Genomic DNA, 18749 nt, shown 5'->3' with positions numbered 1-18749 from the left:
ACACGAACCGACCACGCACCGGTCTCTTGGCCCACCCGCCGCAACGGTAGGCAGAATGGAGGGCGGAGGGAGACGCCCCACATGCCCAAGCCCGTTCCCGGGTCCGCCCCCGCGACCCACCCAGAACCCTCGCCGGTCCGTCCCACCAAGGACGACGTCGTGCTCCACGCCCGCCATCTCGAGCAGGTGCTCGGATACCTGCGCGACGGCACCAACGTCAACGTGGTCGGCATGCGGTCCTCGGGTCGATCGGCTCTCGTGCGCCGCGTCGTCGAGAGGCTCAACGCGGGCGGAGCCTCGGTGACCCGCATCTGCGGGGTGCGCGCGCTGCAGGACCGTCCGCTGAGCGCGCTCGCCGTCGCAGGGGTGCAGATCGCCGCCACCCCCGGGCAGCTGCCGGCCCTCAGCTCCGCCGTCGGATCCCTCGAGGTCCTGCTGTCCGCGCGCCCTTCCGTGCTCGTCATCGACGACGCCGACGACCTGGACCCCACGACGGTCGGCGCGATCGTCGCCGTCCACTCGCGCGCCCGGACGCCCGTGCTCACCACGTCCCGTCCCGGCGGCCGCCGCCAGCCGGGCACGAGCGCCCTGACGGCCGAGCTGCAGCCAGGAGCACGCGTCACCCTCTCCCCGCTGCGGTTCGAGGGGGTCCACACCCTCGTCCACGACCTGCTCGGCGGCGCCGTCGACCCGGCCACGGTCGCGCGCGTCGCGGCGAAGTCCGGAGGGCTGCCAGGACTCGTCGCGGCCGTCGTCGACACGGGTCGCCGGGAGAACCGGATCGTCCAGCGCGACGGGCTCTGGGTCACGCGGGACAGCCTGTGGACGACGGCGATGTCCCAGTCCGTCGAGCCGTTCCTCACCGACATCGACGACGCCGGGCTCGACGCCGTGACCCTGCTGTCCTGCGCCGGGACCCTGCCACTGCGCACGGCACAGCGCATGGTGGCGCCCGACACCCTCGCGTCGCTCGACGACGCCGGGCTGCTGCAGGTCCTGGCCGACGGCGACGAGCCGGTCGTGGGCGTGTTCCCGCCGCTCGTCGCAGAGTTCATCACCCACGAGGGGGCGACCATGCGCAACCTCCTGGCCCGGGACCGGCTCGCCGAGGTAGACAGGCACGTCGTCCCCGTGGTGCACGTGGACCGGGGCGCGGAGGTAGCAGGGGGCCCGCTCGAGGCACGCCTCCTCGCCCAGCACTGGACCGCCGAGCGCGTCGCCCGACGGGATGCCTGGGAGAGGCACGCGACGCCCGCGGCGGCGGTCGCGCTCCTGGAGTCGGTCGTCCTCACCACGGGAGCCCACCACGAGGTGGAGGCCGTGCTGCAGGGCACGTCCTCCGGGGGCTCCGCGCTCGACCGCGCCCGGCTCGTGGCGTGGACCGCGACCCACCGCGCCCTGTCGTCCGGCACGGCCGCCGGAGCCCTGGACGAGGTCGACCAGCACCGGGGCACGCTGCCGGGCTGCGAGAGCCTGCTCGACGCGGCGGCGATCGACGTCAGCCTCCTGGTGGGCGACGTGCCCGCCGCCGCGCTCGACGCCGCAGCACCTCCCGCCGACGACGAGCCCGTCGCCCGCGCGGCCCTCCTCGTGAGCCGGGCCGAGGCCGCGCTCGCCGCGGGACGCCCGGCCCGCGCCGACGAGCTGCTCGACGCCGTCCCCGACGTGGACGGGCGCCGGGAGCACGTCGCCTCGCTGCGCGCCCTGTCCAGGGTGCTGGCCTGCGACGTGCGCGGCGCCGTCGACGACGCCCTGGCCGGGGTCGAACGCGCCCGCCGCGACCTGGCACCGGAGGCGCTGCACGAGCACGCGTACGTCGCCGGCTACGGCATGCAGCTGCAGGGGAGGGTCGTGGAGCTCGACGAGCTCACGTCGTCGGTCCTCGCGCTCGGCACGGCGCCACGGCACCTGCCGCACGTCCAGGCGGCGCTGCTGACCTTCGCCGCGAACGCGGCCGAGTGGCAGGGCAGGCGGGACTACGCCCGCACCACGGCCCTACAGGCCTCGGCCCTGCGCGGCCCCCGCGGCCCGCACCCGTGGATGTCCGCGGACCTGCTCTCGGCGCTCGTGCACGACCCCGACGACGACGCGGCCGCGGACGCGATCTGGCAGGTCGCCCTGGAGCGGGCCGAGGCCGGGTTCCTCGCCGCCGCGGTGACGGCCGGCGTGCGCGCCGTCGAGCGGTCACCGTCGGCCGGACGGGCCGCCCAGGTGTCCGCGATGGCGGCGACCTGCGACGCGCCCCTGCTCAGCCGCCTCGCCGACTACGCCGTCGCGATCGCGTCGGCCGACGAGAAGCAGCTCGCCGTGCAGGAGTCGGCGCTGAACCGCGCAGGTCTGCGCCAGTTCGCCGTGCGGACCGCGGTCGCCCGGTCCGTCCTCCTGCTCGAGGCGGGCGAGGCGCGGGCCGCGCTCGAGCACGCGGACTCCGCCTGGAGCCAGGCGGGCCTGCGCGGGCGAGACCTGTGCGGGCTGTTCGCGCCGCTCGACCGCGCGGTGAACCTCACGGTGCGCGAGCGCGAGGTGGCCGTGCTCGTCGCCCGCGGGTACTCGCTGCCGGAGATCGCCGCACGCATGGTGCTCAGCGTCCGCACGGTCGAGAACCACGTCTTCAGCGCCAGCCACAAGGTCGGTGCGGACGGTCGCGAAGGGCTGGCGCGCGCGGCGCGCACCTGGCTCACGTGCGGCCGGCGCTGACGTCGGCGCAGGGCCCTGTCGGGGTGGTCCGGGCATCCCGCCCGGGGGCGCCCGGACCACCTGGGGCGCGAGGGCTCAGCCCTCGCGGAGCGAGATGCCCATGCCGCCGCGCGGGTAGTGCCAGGTGAGCACACCGGGCTCGGCCACCGCGGCGCAGGCGCCGCACTCGAAGCACGCGGCGTACTCGACGGAGATCGTCCCGTCGGCCTCCTCCGCGTAGACCTTGGCCGGACAGACCGCGACCAGCCGTCGCGCGCACCCGGTGGCGCGGGCGAGGCCCTGGTCGAGGTGGATGTGGCTCTCCTCCTCGTCGGTCTCGTACCGGTTGCCGGCCAGGCGCTCGGCCACGGTCCCGATCCTGAGCCCCCGGGTCACGGATCCAGTCGACGTCGTCACAGCGCACGCACCCCCGCCAGCCCGTCGGAGAACAGGTCCCGCAGGCGCACGGGAGAGCGCTTGAAGGCCCTCTTGGCCACGTCGCGCAGGTGGCGACGCGGTCTGAGGTCGTGGTTGAAGGCGCCGTACATGATGTCGGCGAGGAGCGAGCCGTACTGCTCGTACATGCGCTCGCGCTCCAGGAACGCGGGCGCCTTGGCGTAGGTCTGCATGTCCTGGCCGGCGAACGACGCCGTCAGCGCCGTCCGGTAGCCCGCCAGCCCGGCCTTGGACGTGTCGCCGGCGGCGAGCGCCGACTCGATCCCCGTGGCCGCGGCGATGCCGGAGGCCGTGGCGAGGTCCATGCCGCGGACGGTCAGGCCCGTGTTGAGCGTCAGGCCCGCGGCGTCGCCCACGACGACCATGCCGTCCGTCGTGATCTCACGGACCATGTCCAGGCCGCCCTCGGCGACCAGGTGGCTCGCGTACTCCGACACCTCGCCGCCCGCGAGCAGCGGGGCGACGAACGGGTGGGTCAGGAAGTGCTCGAAGACCTCGGACGAGGGCACGCCCTTGGCGACGAGGTCGTCCAGCCGCAGCACCACCCCGACCGAGATCGAGTCGCGGTTCGTGTACAGGAACCCGCCGCCGCCGATCCCGAGCGTGCAGTCGCCGACCACGGCGTAGGCCACGCCCTCGTCGTCGGCGCAGTGGAACCGCTCCTCGATGGTCGACGCGGGCAGCGAGACGACCGCCTTCACGCCCAGCGCCAGGTGGTTCGTCGGCTCCTGGGGGCGCAGGCCTGCGGCGCGCGCCAGGAAGGAGTTGACGCCGTCGGCGGCCACGACCACGTGGGCCCGCAGCTCGTCGTCGCCGGCGCGGACGCCCACGACCTTGCCGCCCTCGGTGAGGACCTCGTCGACGCGGACCCCCGGCATGAGGAACACGCCGGCCTCCTCGCACTTCTCGCCCAGCCACGCGTCGAGCCTGGCGCGCAGCACGGTCACCGCGTTCACGGGGTCGGACAGCCGCGAGTCCTGGTAGTCGATCCCGACCGACGACGTGCCGTTGAGGAACTGCACGTAGTTGCGGGTGATGCGCCGCTCGACCGGGGCCTGCGTGAGGAAGTCGGGGAAGACCTCCTCCATGACCCGCGAGTAGAGCACCCCGCCCGACAGGTTCTTGGCGCCGGGCGCCTCGCCCCGCTCGATGAGCACGACCGAGCGGCCGGCCTCGGCGAGCCGGTACGCGGTCACGCACCCGGCGACGCCGGCACCGACGACGATGACGTCGAAGTCGGGCTCGACCGCCTCGCTCGTCATGACAGCGCCGCCGTGAGGGCCGGGACGACCTGGTACAGGTCGCCGACGACGCAGTAGTCGGCCTCGGCGAAGAAGGGCGCGTCCTTGTCGGAGTTGATCGCGACGACCGTGCGCGCGCCACGGGCACCGACCGTGTGCTGGAGCTGCCCGGAGATCCCGATCGCGAGGTACAGCTCGGGAGAGACCTGCTGGCCGGTGACGCCGACGTAGCGGTCGTGCGTGTACCACCCGAGGCCCTCGGCGAGGGGGCGGGAGCACGCGGTCTCGGCGCCGATCGCCGCCGCGAGGGACTCGACGAGCCCGAGGTCGTCCTTCGCCTTGACGCCGCGGCCGGCCGACACGATGCGCTGTGCGCGACCGAGGTCGACGACCGCGCGTTCGGCCGGGCGGTTCTCCGTGACCGTGAGCGTGGGGACGGCCGAGGCCGTGACCTCGGCGATCGCGGCGGAGCCGCCCGTGGCGACGGCACCGCCGTCGACCACGACGACCGCCGGGCCGGAGACCCGGTCGGTCTCCTGCGCGATGCCGCCGAAGACCGACCGGGTCAGCTCGACGCCGTCGGCCACGACCGCCACCGCGGAGACCTGCGTGAACGCCGGTGCGCCGAGAACGGCTGCCGCGGCCCCCGCGAGGACACGGTCCGCCGGGCGGCTCGAGGCGAGGACCACGTCTGGCTGGGCGGCCGCGACCAGGGTGGCGACCGTCGAGGCGTAGGCCTCGACCGGGGCGTCGCCCGGCTCGCCCAGCCAGGTGACGGCGTCCACGCCCGAGGCCGCGACGGCCTCGGCGACGGACCGCGTCCCGACGACGACCGCGGTGGTGCTGGTGCCCTGGGCGAGCTCGACGAGGGCGTCGATGCGGGCGTCCCCGGCGACGAGGATGTAGGTGCTGCTCATGAGGGTGTTCCTTCCCGGGAGATCGGGGTGGTCAGAGGACGTTGTCGGCGCGCAGGGCGGCGACGAGCTCGGCGGCCGCGGCCACCGGGTCGGAACCGTCGATCACGTGCTGCTTGCGCGCTGCGAGGGCGGGGCGGGCCGTGGCGACGACCGCGGTGGCGGCGACGGGTGCGGCAGGCGTGACGTCGGCGAGGGAGAGCACCTCGACGGGGCGCTTGCCGGCGGCCAGGATGTCCTTCATGCCGGGCACGCGCGGCACGACGGCGTCGGTCGCGGCCGCGAGGACGACGGGGCCCGTGGCGTTCAGCACCTGCGAACCGGAGTCCTGCAGGCGCTCGACGACGAGGTCGCCCGCGCCGCCCGAGATCGCCGTGACGTTCGCGAGGGCGGGCCAGCCGAGCGCGCCGGCGAGGATCGCGGGCACGAGCTGCGCGCCGACGTCCTGCGACGAGTCGCCCGTCAGGACCAGGTCGACGTCGCCGACGTGCTTGACGACCTCGGCGAGGACCGTCGCGGTGAGCGTCGGGCCGGCACCTTCGAGGGCCGGGTCCGCGACGACGACCGCGCGGTCGAACCCACGGGACAGCGCGGACTTGCGGGCCATCGGCGACGCGACGTCGGGGCCGCCCACGCTGATGCCGACGAGCTCGGCGCCCGTGGCGTCCGCGAGGCGGCGGCCGAGCTCCGCGGCGACCGGGTCGTACTCGGACACCGACGCCTTGGCGCGGCCCCAGTCGACGGTCCCGTCGGCTCCCACCGCGGCGTCCTGCGGGTTCGGTGCCCACTTGTAGGCAACGGCAATCTTCATCGTGATCCATCTCCTTGGAGGTCGCCGCGGGGTCCGCGGTCGCTGGTGGTGAGGGGGGCGCCCGTACCCGCCGGGGAGTCGGGCGTCCCGGCCGTGCGGGGGCCGGAGCCCGCCCGCCGGCCTCGGACGCCGAGGCGCAGCGCACTGGCCTCGACGAGGGTCAGGCCGCGGGTCTCGGGTGCCCACAGCACCGAGACGAGCAGGCCCAGGCCGGAGATGACGGCGCCGGCCGCCATCGTGGCGCGGGTGCCGTAGGCGGCGAGGAAACCGGGCAGCACGTAGGTAGAGACCACGGTGCCGATGCGGCTGAAGGCCATGGCGGCCCCGACGGCGGAGGCCCGGACGTCCGTCGGGAACAGCTCGTTCGGGTACAGCCACTGCAGGTTGCCGGGGCCGCCCGAGAAGAAGGCGTACAGGGCGAGGCAGACGATCACGACGGGCATGGCGGCGGTGGGCAGGATGCCCAGGACCGCGAGCGCGACGGTCATGATCGCGAAGCTGCCGACGAGCAGCTTGCGGCGCCCCATCGAGTTCGCCCAGAACATGGCCGGGATGCACCCGACCATGAAGAACGTGCCGATGATCATCTCGCCGATCGTCGCCGTCTGGCCGGCTCCGAGCCCGAACTCCGTCATGATCCGAGGGCCGAACGTGTAGATGGCGAACATGGGCACGGCCTGGCACATCCAGATCGTCCCGACGAACAGGATCTTGCCGACGTACCCGCGGCGGAAGAGCGTCGCGTACCCGACCTTCGAGGTGGTCTCGGGCTCGAGCTCGACGTCCGCGCCGAAGATGCGCCACACGATCGCGCGCGCCTCCTCGCCCCGCCCCTTGCGGGCGAGCCAGCGGGGCGACTCGGGGATGTCCCAACGGCCGACGAGGATGACGAGGCACGGCACGACGGCGCTCGCGAGCATCCACCGCCAGCCGCCGTCGACGTCCATGAGGAGGTAGCCGACGAGGAAGGCGACGTTCGCACCGAGGTACCACGCGGCCGCGACGATGCCCATGGAGATCGCGCGGTGCTTGCGCGGGGTGAACTCCGCGATGAGCGACGTCGCGATCGGGTAGTCGGCACCGATGACGATGCCGATCAGGAACCGCATGACGACGAGCATGAGCGGCGTGCCCACGAACGCGGTGCCGACCGAGAGGACGGCGATCGCCACGATGTCGATGACGAACATCTTCTTGCGCCCGATGACGTCGGTCAGCCAACCGCCGACCGACGTCCCCAGGAAGAGGCCGACGAGCGCGGCCACCCCGACGACGGCCGTCCAGGTCGCGTCGAGGTCGAGCGCGGGGCCGAGCTGGATGAGGGCGACGCCGATGATGGACAGCACGTAGCCGTCGAGGAACGGGCCCCCCGACGAGAAGAGGGTGACCCGCTTGAGGAACGGGGTCATCTCGACGTCGTCGAGCATGACCCGCGCGGGGGCCGCGGTGACGACCGCCGCCCCCGTGGGGCGACGGTCGTCCTGGCTCAGGCCCACTCGATCACGCCGAAGTTGAGGAAGGGCTTGGCCGACGGGTCGTCGGCGTCCACCAGGCGGAAGTGCACCCGCCCGTCCTCCATGCGCCACATCTGCGTCGCCACCCGGGTCCCCGGCAGGACGGAGGCGGTGATGCGCGTCTTGAAGCGCTTGAGCCGCTCGGGCTCGCCCGGGACGAACGCGCGCACGAAGTGGCGGCACACGATGCCGGCGAAGCTCACGGCGTGCAGGATCGGGCGGGGCTGGCCGTTCTCGGCCGCGTACTCCCAGTCGACGTGCTGCGGGTGGTAGTCGCCCGAGAGGCGGTAGATCAGCGCCTGGTTCTCCGGGATGGTCTCGATGGTCTCGACGTCGGGCTCGCGGTCGGGCATCTCGACGATGTCCTTGGGTGCGGCCGGTCCACCCCACCCGCCGTCGTAGATGAGGCAGTCCCAGCTCTCGTTCGTGAAGAGAAGGTTGCCCGCGTCGTCGTAGGTGTCGCCGACGTGCTGGGCGAGCAGCCCCTTGCCCTCGCCGCGGTCGTACAGGCCCTTGAGCAGCACCTTGGTCGAGAGCTTGCCGTTCAGCCGGGTGATCGGCTGGTGGAAGGTGACGTCGAAGCTCCAGTGCAGCGACCCGGCGTAGTCGTAGCCGTAGTCGATGGTCCGGGTGACCTCGGAGTCGACGATCGGCATCGCGGCGAAGGTCGGCAGGACCTTCATGTCCTTCTCGTAGACGTACTCGAGGTCGGTGCGCCCGTCGATCGCGCAGCCGGAGCCGAGGGCGAACAGGCTCAGGTCGCGGAAGGTGTACTCGCGCTCGAACGGGCCGAACCACTGGCCGACCATCTCGGTCTTGATGACCATCGTTTCCTACTCTCTGCGTGCTCTGCGCGCGCCGGGGGACGTGCGCGGGGTTCGGGGTGCGGGAGCCGACCGGCCCCCGTGACGTCGACCTCAGACCAGCGCCGCCTTGGCGACCTTGAAGGTGGTGGTGCGGGGCAGGTCGTCGACGACTTGCACGATCGTGGGGACCTTGAAGCCGGCGAGGTGGGCGGCGCAGTGCGCGCGCACCTGCGCCACGGTGACGACCTGGCCGGGGACGAGCACGACGAACGCCTTGACGGCCTCGTCGTGCACGGGGTCGGGGACGCCGATCACGGCGGCCTCGGCGACCGCCGGGTGCCGGGTGAGCACCTCCTCGACCTCGGTCGGGGAGACGTTCTCGCCCGACCGCTTGACGAAGTGCGTGCGGCGGTCGACGAACCAGTGCCAGCCGTCGGCGTCCACGCGACCGAGGTCGCCCGTGCGGAACCAGCCCTCTGGGGTGATCGCGGCCGCCGTGGCCTCGGGGTCGCGGAAGTACTCCTTCATGAGCGTGCGGCCGGGTATCCCGCGCACCTGGATCTCGCCCACGGTGCCGACCGGGACCTCGTGCCCGTCGCCGTCGGCGATGCGCACCTCGTACCCGAGACCGACGCGGCCCACGGACGGCCAGCGGCGCTCGCCCACGGGAGGGTCCGTGAGGACGCCGACGAGGGTCTCGCTCGTGCCGTAGGAGTTGAGGAGGCGCACCCCGAAGCGTTGCTCGTAGGCGGACTTCTCCTCGTCCGTGACGGGCAGGTAGTAGAGGATCTCGCGCACCTGGTGGTCGCGCTCGTCCGGGGCGACGGGCTGGAGCATGGTCGTGCGCAGCATCATGGCGATGCTCTGCACCACGGTCGCGCGGTGCGCGCGCACCTGCGCCCAGAAGCGCCGTGCGCTGAACCGCTCGACGGCGACCAGCGTCGCCCCGGCCGTGAGCACGGGCATCAGGGCGTTGAGCTGGAAGTTCACGTGGCACGCGGGCATGGTCGTCAGGAGGCGGTCCTGCGCCGTCATCGTGGCCTGCCAGTCGACGAACAGCCCGCTGAACAGCAGGTTCGCGTGGGTCAGCACGACGCCCTTGGGGCACGCGGTGGAACCGGAGGTGAAGACGATGCCGACCGGGTCCTCGCTCGCGACCGGGACACGGTCCACCAGGACGTCCGGCTGGGCGTCGCGGGCGGGGCCGTACGGCGTCGTGCCGGGCACGTCGTGCTGCGAGCGGGCGAGCAGGATGCGCGGGTCGCCGGCGTAGCCGTCCTCGGGCAGGACGTCGGGCTCGGCGACCACGACGCGCGCCCCGACCCGGCGCTGGATGTCGTTGCACTCGGTCGCCGTGCTGCGAGGGTGGAACGGGACGCTGACGGCGCCGACGAGCGCCAGGCCGAAGAGGCACTCCAGCATCTCGGGGCAGTTGCCGAGGTGGACGCCGACGTGGTCGCCCGGGGCGACGCCAAGGGAGCGGAAGAGGTTGGCCGTGCGGACGATCCGCACGGCGAACTGGCCGTACGTCCACTCCGTCACGACGCCGTCCCGGTCCTCGAAGACGAGGAAGGTCCTGTCCGCGGAGGTGCGGGCGAGCTCCTCCCACAGGTCTCGCAGCGTCCTGCTGCCCACGATGTCCATCCACCTCACCCGTTCCTCGGTGCGCCCGGCTCTCCGGGCGCGCTGTGTCGGTCGGCGGGTGCGCGCGGTCCTCGTCCCGCGCGCACCCTGTCGCTCAGCCCCTGCGGATCGTGCCGTTCTCCTCGAGCGCCTGGATCTGCTCGGGGGTCCAGCCGGCCTCGGTCAGCACGGCGTCGGTGTCCATGCCGAGCGAGGGCATGGGGCGCCAGATCCTGCCGGGGTTGCGGGAGAACTTGGGCACGATGCCGACCCCCTTGACGGGCGTCCCGTCGAGCGTGTCCCACTCGACGATCGCCTCGCGCTGGGCGACGTGGTCCTCGGCGAGGAGCTGGTCGAACTCCAGCACGGCGTTGGCGGCGATACCCACGGCGGAGAACTCCTCCTCGAGCTCGAGGGCCTTCTGCGTGAGGCAGAACGCGTCCAGGTGGCGCTCGATGAGCTCGGCCTGCGGTCCGTCGAGCCACAGGGCGCTGGTGTCCTCGGGGTACTCCTCGGTGCCCCAGAGGTGTCCCAGGCCGATGCGCTCCAGCAGGTACTTGTTCTGCTTGACGCCGTAGACGCACAGGCCCACGAAGCCGTCCGACGTGCGGTACTCGCCGATCCCGCACAGGTTGGGGTGGCGGGCGCCTGGGCGCGGGTAGACGGTGCCCGCGTTGAGGAAGTCCATCATGTAGTAGGCCCCGACCCGCATCAGGACCTCGTACATCGCGACGTCGACGCTCTCGCCCTGGCCGGTCGTGCGCGCCTTCTGCAGCGCGGCGAGCGCGGACGAGGTCACCATGAGCGACGTGAAGTAGTCGCCCACGTACGGCACCGCGGCCATGGGCTGATCGGGGGTGCCGTTCTGCGCCATGTACCCGCTGTAGGCCTGGACCGTCAGGTCGTACGCGGCGCGGTTGACGCGCGTCTCGACGCCGTACTGGCCGAAGCCCGACACGTGCACGATGACCAGGCGCGGGTTGTGCTCCCACAGGATCTCGTCGGTGATCCCTCGGCGGGCGTAGGTGGGGCCCTTGGAGGACTCGATGAAGACGTCCGCGTCCTTGACGAGCGAGAACAGGACCTCGCGGCCCTCCTCGGTGAACGGGTTCATCGAGATCGAGCGCTGGTTGCGGCGTTCCATCTCCTTGACGAAGGTGGTGTCGCGCATCGAGTCGCCCGTGCGCGTGTTCTCGATCCAGACGACGTCGGCTCCCCACTCGGCCATGACGGCGGCCGCGGACGGGGCCGCGATCTCGACCGCGGAGTAGACGACCTTGACGCCCTCGAGGACGCCGAACCCTGGGATCGCGCCGGACATCAGCGGTACTCCTTGAGTGCGGCGCGGCCGGCGGCGAGGATCATCATCTCGTCGGTGCCGCCGGAGATCCGCTCCACGCGCAGGTCGCGGTAGAAGCGGGCCACGCGGTGGTCGCCGGTGACGCCGATACCGCCGAGCACCTGGATGGCGTCGTCCACGACCTCGGACGCGGCGCGCGTGCAGTACAGCTTGGCCATGGAGCAGTCGCCCTTGCCGAGCAGCCCGTTCTCGGCCTTCCAGGCGATCTCGTAGACCATGTTGCGCATGTTCGTGAGCTTGATCTTCATGTTCGCGAACTTCTCCTGGATGAGCTGGTAGCGCGCGATCGCCTCGCCACCCTGCACCCGTTGGTTCGCGTACCGTGCGGCGTCCTCGAACGCGCACAACGCCCACCCGTAGTCGCACGCGGCGACGAGGAAGCGCTCCAGGTCGAAGTCCGCGACGGTGCGCGCGAAGCCCTCGCCCTCGCCGCCGAACATGTCCTCCTCGCGGAGCTCGACGTCGTCGAAGTAGATCTCGCAGCACGAGTCCATGCGCAGTCCGAGCTTGTCGAGGGGCTCCTTGCTGATGCCGGGGAGCGTCATGTCGACGAAGAACTCGGAGTACTGGTCCATGTCCTCGGCGTTGCGCGCCATGACGACCAGGTAGGGCACGTGCTTGGACGACGTGATGAAGGTCTTGTGGCCGTTGAGGTAGACCTTGCCGTCGCGACGCGTGTAGGTCGTGGCCATCTTGGCGAAGCTCGAGCCGGCGCTCGGCTCCGTCATCGCGAAGTTCCAGATCTGCTTGCCGGTGCCGACCAGGGCGAGGATCTTCTCGATCTGCTCGGGGCTGCCGACGCGCAGGACCGTCTCGAGCGTGGGGAGCTGGTAGAGCACGTACGTGGGGACGCCGAGGCGTCCGAGCTCCTCCCAGACCGCCGCGATCGTGGTCCAGCCGGCGTCGAGGCCGCCGCGGTCCTCGGGCAGGAGGATCGTGTCGACGCCGAGCTCGGCGAGCTCGGCGACGAACCGTTCCGGGTACTCGTGGTCCTTGTCGCACTGGGCGAAGTAGGTGTCCCAGCTCTCGCGGGCCATGAGCTCGCGGACGGCCTGGACCATCAGCTCCTGGTCCTCGGTGAGGGAGAAGTCCATGAGAGGGCCTTTCGTTCGGGGTGGTGGGGGAGTCGTGGTGCGCTCAGACGAGCGCGGCGGCTACGCGCCGGTGGAACGCGGCGCCCTCCGCGAGGACCTCGCGGGCCTCGGGCAGCATCCGCGAGTGGTGCAGGAAGCCGTGCAGGACGCCGTCGACGACGTGCAGGCGGTGCTCGACGCCGTGCGCGGCGAGCAGTGCGGCGAGGGCTCGGCTGTCGTCGAGCAGGGGGTCGAGCGCGCTCGCCACGAGGTACGTCGCAGGGATGCCCTGCGAGAGGTCCGCGGAGAGGCAGTCCAGGGAGGGGCTGCGAAGGTCCTGCGGGCCCGAGGTGTACGCGGCCAGGTAGCCGTCGAGGTCCTCCGGGGTCAGCCCGTCCCACGCCCCGCCGAACAGTCGGCGGGACGCGGAGTCGCGCAGGCCGAAGAGGCCGTAGTAGAGCAGGAGGGACTCGACCGCGGGGCCGCCGTGGTCACGGAGCCAGAGGGTCGCGGCGAGGGCCAGGTTGGCCCCGCCGGAGTCGCCGGCGAACGCGACGCGTCCACCGGTGACCCCGATCTCGTCCGCGTGCTCCGCCACGTGACGGGCGACGGCTGCGCACTCCTCGACGGCCTGCGGGAGCTTCGCCTCGGGGGACAGTGCGTAGTCCACACCGACGACCACGGCCCCGGTCGCGTCCGCGAGGGCTCGCATGATGCGGTCGTGCGTGTCGAGGCTCCCGACGACGAAGCCGCCGCCGTGGACGTAGAGGAGCGCGGCGCCGTCGGTCTGCTGGACGGGGTGGTACCGGCGGGTCCGGACCGGTCCGTACGGCCCGGCCACGGTGTCGTCGACGGTCCGCGCCATGCGGGGGCCGCCCTCGTTCCAGTACACGCGCTCGGTGGCGTACCGGCAGCGCTGCTCGCGGACGGTGGCGTCGGGGGCGAGCGCTGCTCCCTGGAGCCGCTCCTGGAGGGCGAGGACCTCGCGCATGCGGGGCGTCAGGCGGGCGAGGACGTCGACGGCGGACATCAGGCGTTCACGGGCTCGGGCTCGGCGGACTCGCCGGCAGCGAGAGCCTGCGCCGCCTCGTACCGCGCGTCGAGCTTCGCCTGGTTGGCGCGCACGTAGCGGTTGAGCAGCAGTGCGCAGGCGGACGCGACGACGGCGGAGCCCACGAGGATCCAGAAGATCTGCGGGTAGGCGGCGCCTTCGTTCCCGGCGGCGTCGGCCGTGTCGATGATCGAGCCGAACCAGGTGCTCGAGAAGGTGTCCGGCAGGAAGCCGACGAGCGACACGACCCCGGTCGCGGCACCGAACGCGGCGAGCGGGACCTTGCCCTCGGTGAGCTGGGACGACACGATGCCGAACACGCCGTTGGCGATGAAGCCGAGCGCGACGCCGATGAGCGCGACGGACAGGATCAGGCCGGTGCCGGCGGGCAGGACGCCCGGCACGGGCACGATCGCGAGCACGGCGATGCCGGCGGCGGCGATCAGCGAACCGATCCAGATGACGCGCGACGGCTTCTTCGCCCGGAAGGCGAGGGCGCCGAAGACGGGGCCGGCGAACAGGGTCACGCCGTACTGGCGCAGGACGCTGAGGATGTTGTTGAGCGTGGCGTCGGCGCCGAGGTAGGTCAGGTAGGTCGTCGCGTAGTTGACGCCCGTGTAGTAGAAGTACACGAAGAAGACGGTGACCGCGGTGATGAGGACGACGGGGTTCGTCAGGGCGCGCCCGGTGTCGACGAGGACCTGCTTGGCGGAGCGGACGCTGCCGATCTCGCCCTCGAACTTCGGGATCATGACGAACGCGAGGATGCCGAGCAGGAGGATGAGCACGGCGTAGAAGAGGAGGAAGGTCCGGAAGGCGCCGGCGGCGTCGCCCGCCGCGCGGGCGAGGACCCAGGTGCCGACGAGGCCGGCGAGGAAGCCCGCGAGGCCGTAGAAGCCGTAGCTGATGCCGATGTTGCGCGAGTACTCGTTCTCGGCCGAGATCAACCGCACGAGCTTGTAGCGGCAGCCCCACCACAGCAGGATCGTGGTGATGCCCATGGCGACGAAGATCAGCAGGAGCGTGCCGTAGGACGGCAGCATCGCGTACCAGAAGGTCAGTGCCGCGGTGAGGACGAACCCGGTCGAGCACAGGGTGCGCATGCGGACGCGGTCGGCGACGAGGCCCGAGGGCAGGTAGCAGATCGTCGCGGTGATGGCGTAGGCGCCGAGCAGTGCGCCGATCTGCGTGTTGGACAGGCCGAGCGCGGTCTTCTGCGCGTCGTAGAAGGCCTGCTTCAGGTAGGCCGGACCGTAGATGGTGCTGCTCCCGGCGCTGACCAGGATCAGGATGAACCACCGACGGAAGGTCGTGAGGTCTGCGGCCTTCTTCTCTCCTTTGGCGACGATCGCCATGTGCCCTCCTCAGAGCTGTCACGCACTCTCGTAGTGCGACGTGGACCACACTGCGCTCTCGAGGAGATGACAGGGGAGGGTTTCGGCGTCATGACGACAAGGTGCGTAGGGGGCGCTGCGGACCTGAGTAGAGGAGCGGCCGAGCTTGAGTGCAAGAACCTGCTTACCGGGCGGTCGGTTTTAAGACGAACGGTCGCGAGGCGCGGAAACAAGCGGCTTGTACTTTTCTTCACAAGAAGTGGCGTGCTTGTCCCGCTCCGACCGGCCGCCCGGTAGGTGGTCCGACGGCGGCCCGGGCGCCCCCGGCGACGACGACGGCCGGTGCAGCCCCCGCGGGGGCTGCACCGGCCGTCGTCGCTCGACCGTGACGCCGCGAGACCCGCGGCGCCCAGGCGTCACCAGATGCGCACGCGCTCGGTGGGGGCGAGGTACAGCGCGTCGGACTCCGACACGTCGTACGCCTCGTAGAACTCGTCGAGGTTGCGCACCACGCCGTTGCAGCGGAACTCGTTGGGCGAGTGCGGGTCCGTCGCGAGTCGCCGCACGACCTCCTCGTCACGGCCCTTCGACTGCCACACCTGTGCCCAGCCGAGGAAGACGCGCTCGATGCCCGTCAGGCCGTCGATCACCGGCGCCTCGGACAAGGGACGGCCCAGCGCGATCCGGTACGCCTTGAGCGCGATCGACAGACCGCCCAGGTCGCCGATGTTCTCCCCGATCGTCAGCGCTCCGTTGACGTGCGGGCCGTCGTCGGGCAGCTGGACCGGGCGGAACGCGTCGTACTGCGCGATGAGGGCCTTGGTGCGGACCTCGAACTCGGCCCGGTCCTGCGGCGTCCACCAGTCCTCGAGGCGGCCGTCGCCGTCGTACTTGGAGCCCTGGTCGTCGAACCCGTGCCCGATCTCGTGGCCGATCACGGCCCCGATCCCGCCGTAGTTGACCGCGTCCTCGGCGTCCGGGTCGAAGAAGGGCGGCTGGAGGATGGCGGCCGGGAACACGATCTCGTTCATGCCCGGGTTGTAGTAGGCGTTGACCGTCTGCGGGGTCATGAACCACTCGTCGCGGTCGAGCGGCTTGCCGATCTTGCCGAGCTCGCGGTCCTGGTCGAACGCGTTCGAGCGGCGCACGTTGCCCAGCAGGTCGTCGGCCTCGATCACGAGGGCCGAGTAGTCGCGCCACTTGACCGGGTACCCGATCTTGGGCGTGAACGCCTCGAGCTTGGCGAGCGCCTTGACCTTGGTCTCCTCGGTCATCCAGTCGAGGCCCTCGATGGACTCGCGGTACGCCGCGACGAGGTACGCGACGAGCTCCTCCATGCGCGCCTTGTGCGCGGGCGGGAAGTGCCGCTCGACGTACACCGCGCCGACGGCCTCGCCCAGTGCGCCCTCGACGAGCGAGACACCGCGCTTCCAGCGCTCACGGACCTCCTGCGCCCCGGAGAGCGTGCGGCCGTAGAAGTCGAAGTTCGCCTCGACCAGCTCGTCCGTGAGGTACGGCGCGCGCGCCGAGACCAGGTGGTAGACGGCCCACAGCTTCCAGTCCTCGACCGGGACCGTCTGCCACAGCTCCCCGAAGCCCGTCGCGAAGCCGGGCTCGCGGACCACGAGCTCGTCGAGCGACCCGGCTGGGGCGGCCAGGGCCAGGACCCACGCGTGCCAGTCGAAGCCCGGGGCCGAGTCGGCCAGCGCGCGCAGCGTCATGGGGTTGTACGTGAGGTCGGCGTCGCGGTCGCGCACGACGTCCCAGTGGTGTGCCGCGAGCTGCGTCTCGAGGGCGAGCACACGCTCGGCCGCGTCCTGGGGGGACGCGCCCCACGTGTCTGCCGTGACGCCCGCGAGCGTGAGCATGCGCGCGACGTGCGGCACGTACTTCGCACGGATCTCGGCGTACTGGTCCTCGCGGTAGTACGCCTCGTCAGGCAGTCCGAGCCCACCCTGGTACAGGTAGGCGACGTACTTCTCGGGGTCCTTGGCGTCGTTGTCGACCCAGAACCCGAACGCCCCCGCCCCGCCCGTGCGCTGCAGCGCGCCCAGTGCGCCCGTGAGCTCGGCCTGGTTCGTGGCGGCGGCGATCAGGGCGAGGTCCGGCGCGAGCGGGCTCACACCGCGTGCCTCGATCGCGTCGGTGTCCATGAAGCTCGCGAAGAGCGCGCCGATCTGCGCCTGGACGCCCGTGGCGTCCCCGGACTGCGCCGCGGCGGCGCTGTCGTTGATGATCTCGCGCACGTGCTCCTCGGCCTGGTCGTGCAGCGCGCGGAACGCGCCGTCCATCGACCGGTCGGCGGGGATCTCGTGCGTCTCGAGCCAGCGGCCGTTGACGTGCCGGTACAGGTCGTCCTGCGGGCGGACGGCCGGGTCGAGGGCGGACAGGTCGATACCGGAGGCCGTCGTGCGCGCGGCGTCCGCGGCGCTCGCTGCCTGGCCCGCGGCGGAGGGTGAGGTCTGTGTCATGCGTCTCAGGTTATGCGAGCAGTGGCGCGGGCGGGGAGCGCATCGGGGATGATGGGGGCATGCGCGTTCACATTGCAGCGGACCACGCGGGGTACGAGCTCAAGGCTCACCTCGTCACGCACCTCAAGAGCTCGGGTCACGACGTCGTGGACCACGGTGCCCACGAGTACGACGCCCTCGACGACTACCCGTCGTTCTGCATCGCGGCCGGCGAGGCCGTCGTCGCGGAGCCGGGCAGCCTCGGCGTCGTGATCGGCGGCTCGGGCAACGGCGAGCAGATCGCCGCCAACAAGGTCGACGGCGTGCGCGCCGCCCTGGCCTGGAACCTCGACACCGCGAGGCTGGCCCGCCAGCACAACGACGCCAACGTCATCTCGGTCGGCGGGCGCCAGCACACGGTCGAGGAGGCCACGTCGTTCGTCGACGCGTTCCTCGCCGAGCCCTTCAGCGGTGACGAGCGCCACCAGCGCCGCATCGACCAGCTCGCGGCCTACGAGGCCTCGCGCCACCAGGCGTGACGTCCGACCGCACCCTGCTCGCGGTGGGCGGCGCGGGCCGTGCCTGAGGGCCACACCGTCCACCGCCTCGCGCGCACCTTCGCCGAGCTCTTCGCGGGCCAGGTCCTGGCGGTCTCGAGCCCGCAGGGCCGGTTCGCGGCCGGGGCGGCGCTGCTCGACGGCGCGCGCCTCGTCGCGTCCCGCGCGTGGGGCAAGCAGCTCTTCCTGGGCTTCGCGGACCCTTCCGCGGGACCCGGCGGGCCGCCGTCCGACGACGACCTGCGCTGGCTGCGCGTCCACCTGGGCCTCTACGGGGCCTGGACGTTCGCGGGCGACGGGAGCGCCGCCGTCGTGCACGCGATCGGTGCGCCGCGCAAGCGCATCGGCGAGCGGGACTCGGTCCCGGCCGGTCCGCTCGCGTCGCTTCCCGCCCCGGGCGACGACTGGGCCCCTCCCGCGCCCCGCGGCGCGGTGCGGGTGCGCCTGGTCGGCGAGCACGCGGTCGCCGACCTCACCGGGCCCACGGCCTGCGAGGTCGTCTCGGCGGACGAGGTGCGCGCGGTCGAGGCGCGCCTGGGCCCCGACCCGATCCGGGACGACCCCGCCCCCGCCGGCGGGCCCGACCGCTTCGTGGCGGCCGTGCGGCGCTCGCGCACGACCGTCGGGCAGCTCCTCATGAACCAGGACGTCGTCGCCGGGGTGGGCAACATCTACCGCGCCGAGGTGCTGTTCCGCGCGGGGCTGGACCCGCTGACCCCGGGCAGGGACGTGCCCGCCGAGACGCTGCGGGCGATCTGGGACGACCTGGTCGTCCTCATGCGCGACGGAGCGAGCACGGGCGCGATCGTCACGACCCGCCCCCAGGACCGCGAGCCCGACGGCGCCACGTCCCCGGGAGCGCCGCCTCGCCCGGGAGCCGGGC

The 18749-nt window shown here is 72.3% G+C and carries 15 protein-coding genes; 3 read left to right on the top strand and 12 right to left on the bottom strand.

What is annotated here, in order from left to right:
* Positions 1–81: 81 nt before the first annotated feature.
* The gene (locus H9640_RS02510; protein WP_191789183.1) at positions 82–2697 is read left to right on the top strand and encodes a helix-turn-helix transcriptional regulator; all 2616 of its coding nucleotides are present in this window, start codon (positions 82–84) and stop codon (positions 2695–2697) included.
* Positions 2698–2772: 75 nt separating this feature from the next.
* Here H9640_RS02510 and H9640_RS02505 read toward each other — a convergent pair whose 3' ends face one another.
* From H9640_RS02505 to H9640_RS02450, 12 genes are all read right to left on the bottom strand, one after another.
* Positions 2773–3045, bottom strand: coding sequence for a ferredoxin family protein (locus H9640_RS02505; protein WP_225226636.1), 273 nt, complete (start codon positions 3043–3045; stop codon positions 2773–2775).
* Positions 3046–3089: 44 nt separating this feature from the next.
* The gene (locus H9640_RS02500; protein WP_191789181.1) at positions 3090–4394 is read right to left on the bottom strand and encodes an FAD-dependent oxidoreductase; all 1305 of its coding nucleotides are present in this window, start codon (positions 4392–4394) and stop codon (positions 3090–3092) included.
* Positions 4391–5290, bottom strand: coding sequence for an electron transfer flavoprotein subunit alpha/FixB family protein (locus tag H9640_RS02495; protein WP_191789180.1), 900 nt, complete (start codon positions 5288–5290; stop codon positions 4391–4393). Before H9640_RS02495 ends, H9640_RS02500 begins: the two co-directional genes overlap by 4 nt.
* A gap of 31 nt (positions 5291–5321) precedes the next feature.
* Complete coding sequence (locus H9640_RS02490; protein WP_191789179.1) at positions 5322–6098, bottom strand: electron transfer flavoprotein subunit beta/FixA family protein; 777 nt, start codon at positions 6096–6098, stop codon at positions 5322–5324.
* Complete coding sequence (locus H9640_RS02485; RefSeq protein WP_318243607.1) at positions 6095–7594, bottom strand: MFS transporter; 1500 nt, start codon at positions 7592–7594, stop codon at positions 6095–6097. The genes H9640_RS02490 and H9640_RS02485 overlap by 4 nt, the downstream gene beginning before the upstream one ends.
* Complete coding sequence (locus tag H9640_RS02480) at positions 7585–8439, bottom strand: MaoC/PaaZ C-terminal domain-containing protein (protein ID WP_191789178.1); 855 nt, start codon at positions 8437–8439, stop codon at positions 7585–7587. Before H9640_RS02480 ends, H9640_RS02485 begins: the two co-directional genes overlap by 10 nt.
* A 90-nt stretch (positions 8440–8529) precedes the next feature.
* Positions 8530–10062 (bottom strand): crotonobetaine/carnitine-CoA ligase, encoded by a 1533-nt coding sequence (gene caiC / locus H9640_RS02475; RefSeq protein ID WP_191789444.1) that lies wholly within the window; start codon positions 10060–10062, stop codon positions 8530–8532.
* 94 nt (positions 10063–10156) lie between these two features.
* Positions 10157–11362: an L-carnitine CoA-transferase gene (gene caiB, locus H9640_RS02470; RefSeq protein WP_191789177.1), complete on the bottom strand. Its 1206-nt coding sequence runs from the start codon at positions 11360–11362 to the stop codon at positions 10157–10159.
* On the bottom strand, positions 11362–12495 hold the full coding sequence (caiA, locus tag H9640_RS02465; RefSeq protein ID WP_191789176.1) for a crotonobetainyl-CoA dehydrogenase: 1134 nt from the start codon (positions 12493–12495) through the stop codon (positions 11362–11364). The genes caiB and caiA overlap by 1 nt, the downstream gene beginning before the upstream one ends.
* A gap of 43 nt (positions 12496–12538) precedes the next feature.
* Positions 12539–13504: an alpha/beta hydrolase fold domain-containing protein gene (locus tag H9640_RS02460; protein ID WP_191789175.1), complete on the bottom strand. Its 966-nt coding sequence runs from the start codon at positions 13502–13504 to the stop codon at positions 12539–12541.
* On the bottom strand, positions 13504–14880 hold the full coding sequence (locus tag H9640_RS02455; protein ID WP_191789174.1) for an MFS transporter: 1377 nt from the start codon (positions 14878–14880) through the stop codon (positions 13504–13506). The genes H9640_RS02460 and H9640_RS02455 overlap by 1 nt, the downstream gene beginning before the upstream one ends.
* A gap of 395 nt (positions 14881–15275) precedes the next feature.
* A complete protein-coding gene (locus tag H9640_RS02450) occupies positions 15276–17330 on the bottom strand; it encodes a M13 family metallopeptidase (protein ID WP_191789173.1) in 2055 nt (684 codons plus the stop codon).
* Between the two features lie 59 nt (positions 17331–17389).
* Between H9640_RS02450 and H9640_RS02445 the strand changes: the two genes are divergently transcribed.
* Together H9640_RS02445 and H9640_RS02440 are read left to right on the top strand one after the other, a co-directional pair.
* Positions 17390–17848 carry a ribose-5-phosphate isomerase gene (locus tag H9640_RS02445; RefSeq protein WP_191789172.1) on the top strand — a complete coding sequence of 153 codons (459 nt, stop codon included), beginning with the start codon at positions 17390–17392 and terminating at the stop codon, positions 17846–17848.
* 39 nt (positions 17849–17887) lie between these two features.
* Positions 17888–18749 (top strand): Fpg/Nei family DNA glycosylase (locus tag H9640_RS02440; RefSeq protein WP_191789171.1); only part of this gene is annotated, 862 nt, incomplete at its 3' end.

Source organism: Oerskovia gallyi, assembly GCF_014836745.1.
In the GTDB taxonomy this organism is placed as follows: domain Bacteria; phylum Actinomycetota; class Actinomycetes; order Actinomycetales; family Cellulomonadaceae; genus Oerskovia; species Oerskovia paurometabola.
Note: the sequence above shows the minus strand (reverse complement) of the source record. Positions and strands in the feature narration are given on the sequence as shown.

What these genes read in the sequence shown, in the direction of transcription:
- H9640_RS02495 (WP_191789180.1), bottom strand. Translation starts at nt 5,290, where the DNA reads ATGAGCAGCACCTACATCCTCGTCGCCGGGGACGCCCGCATCGACGCC.
- H9640_RS02450 (WP_191789173.1), bottom strand. Translation starts at nt 17,330, where the DNA reads ATGACACAGACCTCACCCTCCGCCGCGGGCCAGGCAGCGAGCGCCGCG.
- H9640_RS02455 (WP_191789174.1), bottom strand. Translation starts at nt 14,880, where the DNA reads ATGGCGATCGTCGCCAAAGGAGAGAAGAAGGCCGCAGACCTCACGACC.
- H9640_RS02460 (WP_191789175.1), bottom strand. Translation starts at nt 13,504, where the DNA reads ATGTCCGCCGTCGACGTCCTCGCCCGCCTGACGCCCCGCATGCGCGAG.
- caiB (WP_191789177.1), bottom strand. Translation starts at nt 11,362, where the DNA reads ATGTCCGGCGCGATCCCAGGGTTCGGCGTCCTCGAGGGCGTCAAGGTC.
- H9640_RS02480 (WP_191789178.1), bottom strand. Translation starts at nt 8,439, where the DNA reads ATGGTCATCAAGACCGAGATGGTCGGCCAGTGGTTCGGCCCGTTCGAG.
- caiA (WP_191789176.1), bottom strand. Translation starts at nt 12,495, where the DNA reads ATGGACTTCTCCCTCACCGAGGACCAGGAGCTGATGGTCCAGGCCGTC.
- caiC (WP_191789444.1), bottom strand. Translation starts at nt 10,062, where the DNA reads ATGGACATCGTGGGCAGCAGGACGCTGCGAGACCTGTGGGAGGAGCTC.
- H9640_RS02500 (WP_191789181.1), bottom strand. Translation starts at nt 4,394, where the DNA reads ATGACGAGCGAGGCGGTCGAGCCCGACTTCGACGTCATCGTCGTCGGT.
- H9640_RS02490 (WP_191789179.1), bottom strand. Translation starts at nt 6,098, where the DNA reads ATGAAGATTGCCGTTGCCTACAAGTGGGCACCGAACCCGCAGGACGCC.
- H9640_RS02445 (WP_191789172.1), top strand. Translation starts at nt 17,390, where the DNA reads ATGCGCGTTCACATTGCAGCGGACCACGCGGGGTACGAGCTCAAGGCT.
- H9640_RS02510 (WP_191789183.1), top strand. Translation starts at nt 82, where the DNA reads ATGCCCAAGCCCGTTCCCGGGTCCGCCCCCGCGACCCACCCAGAACCC.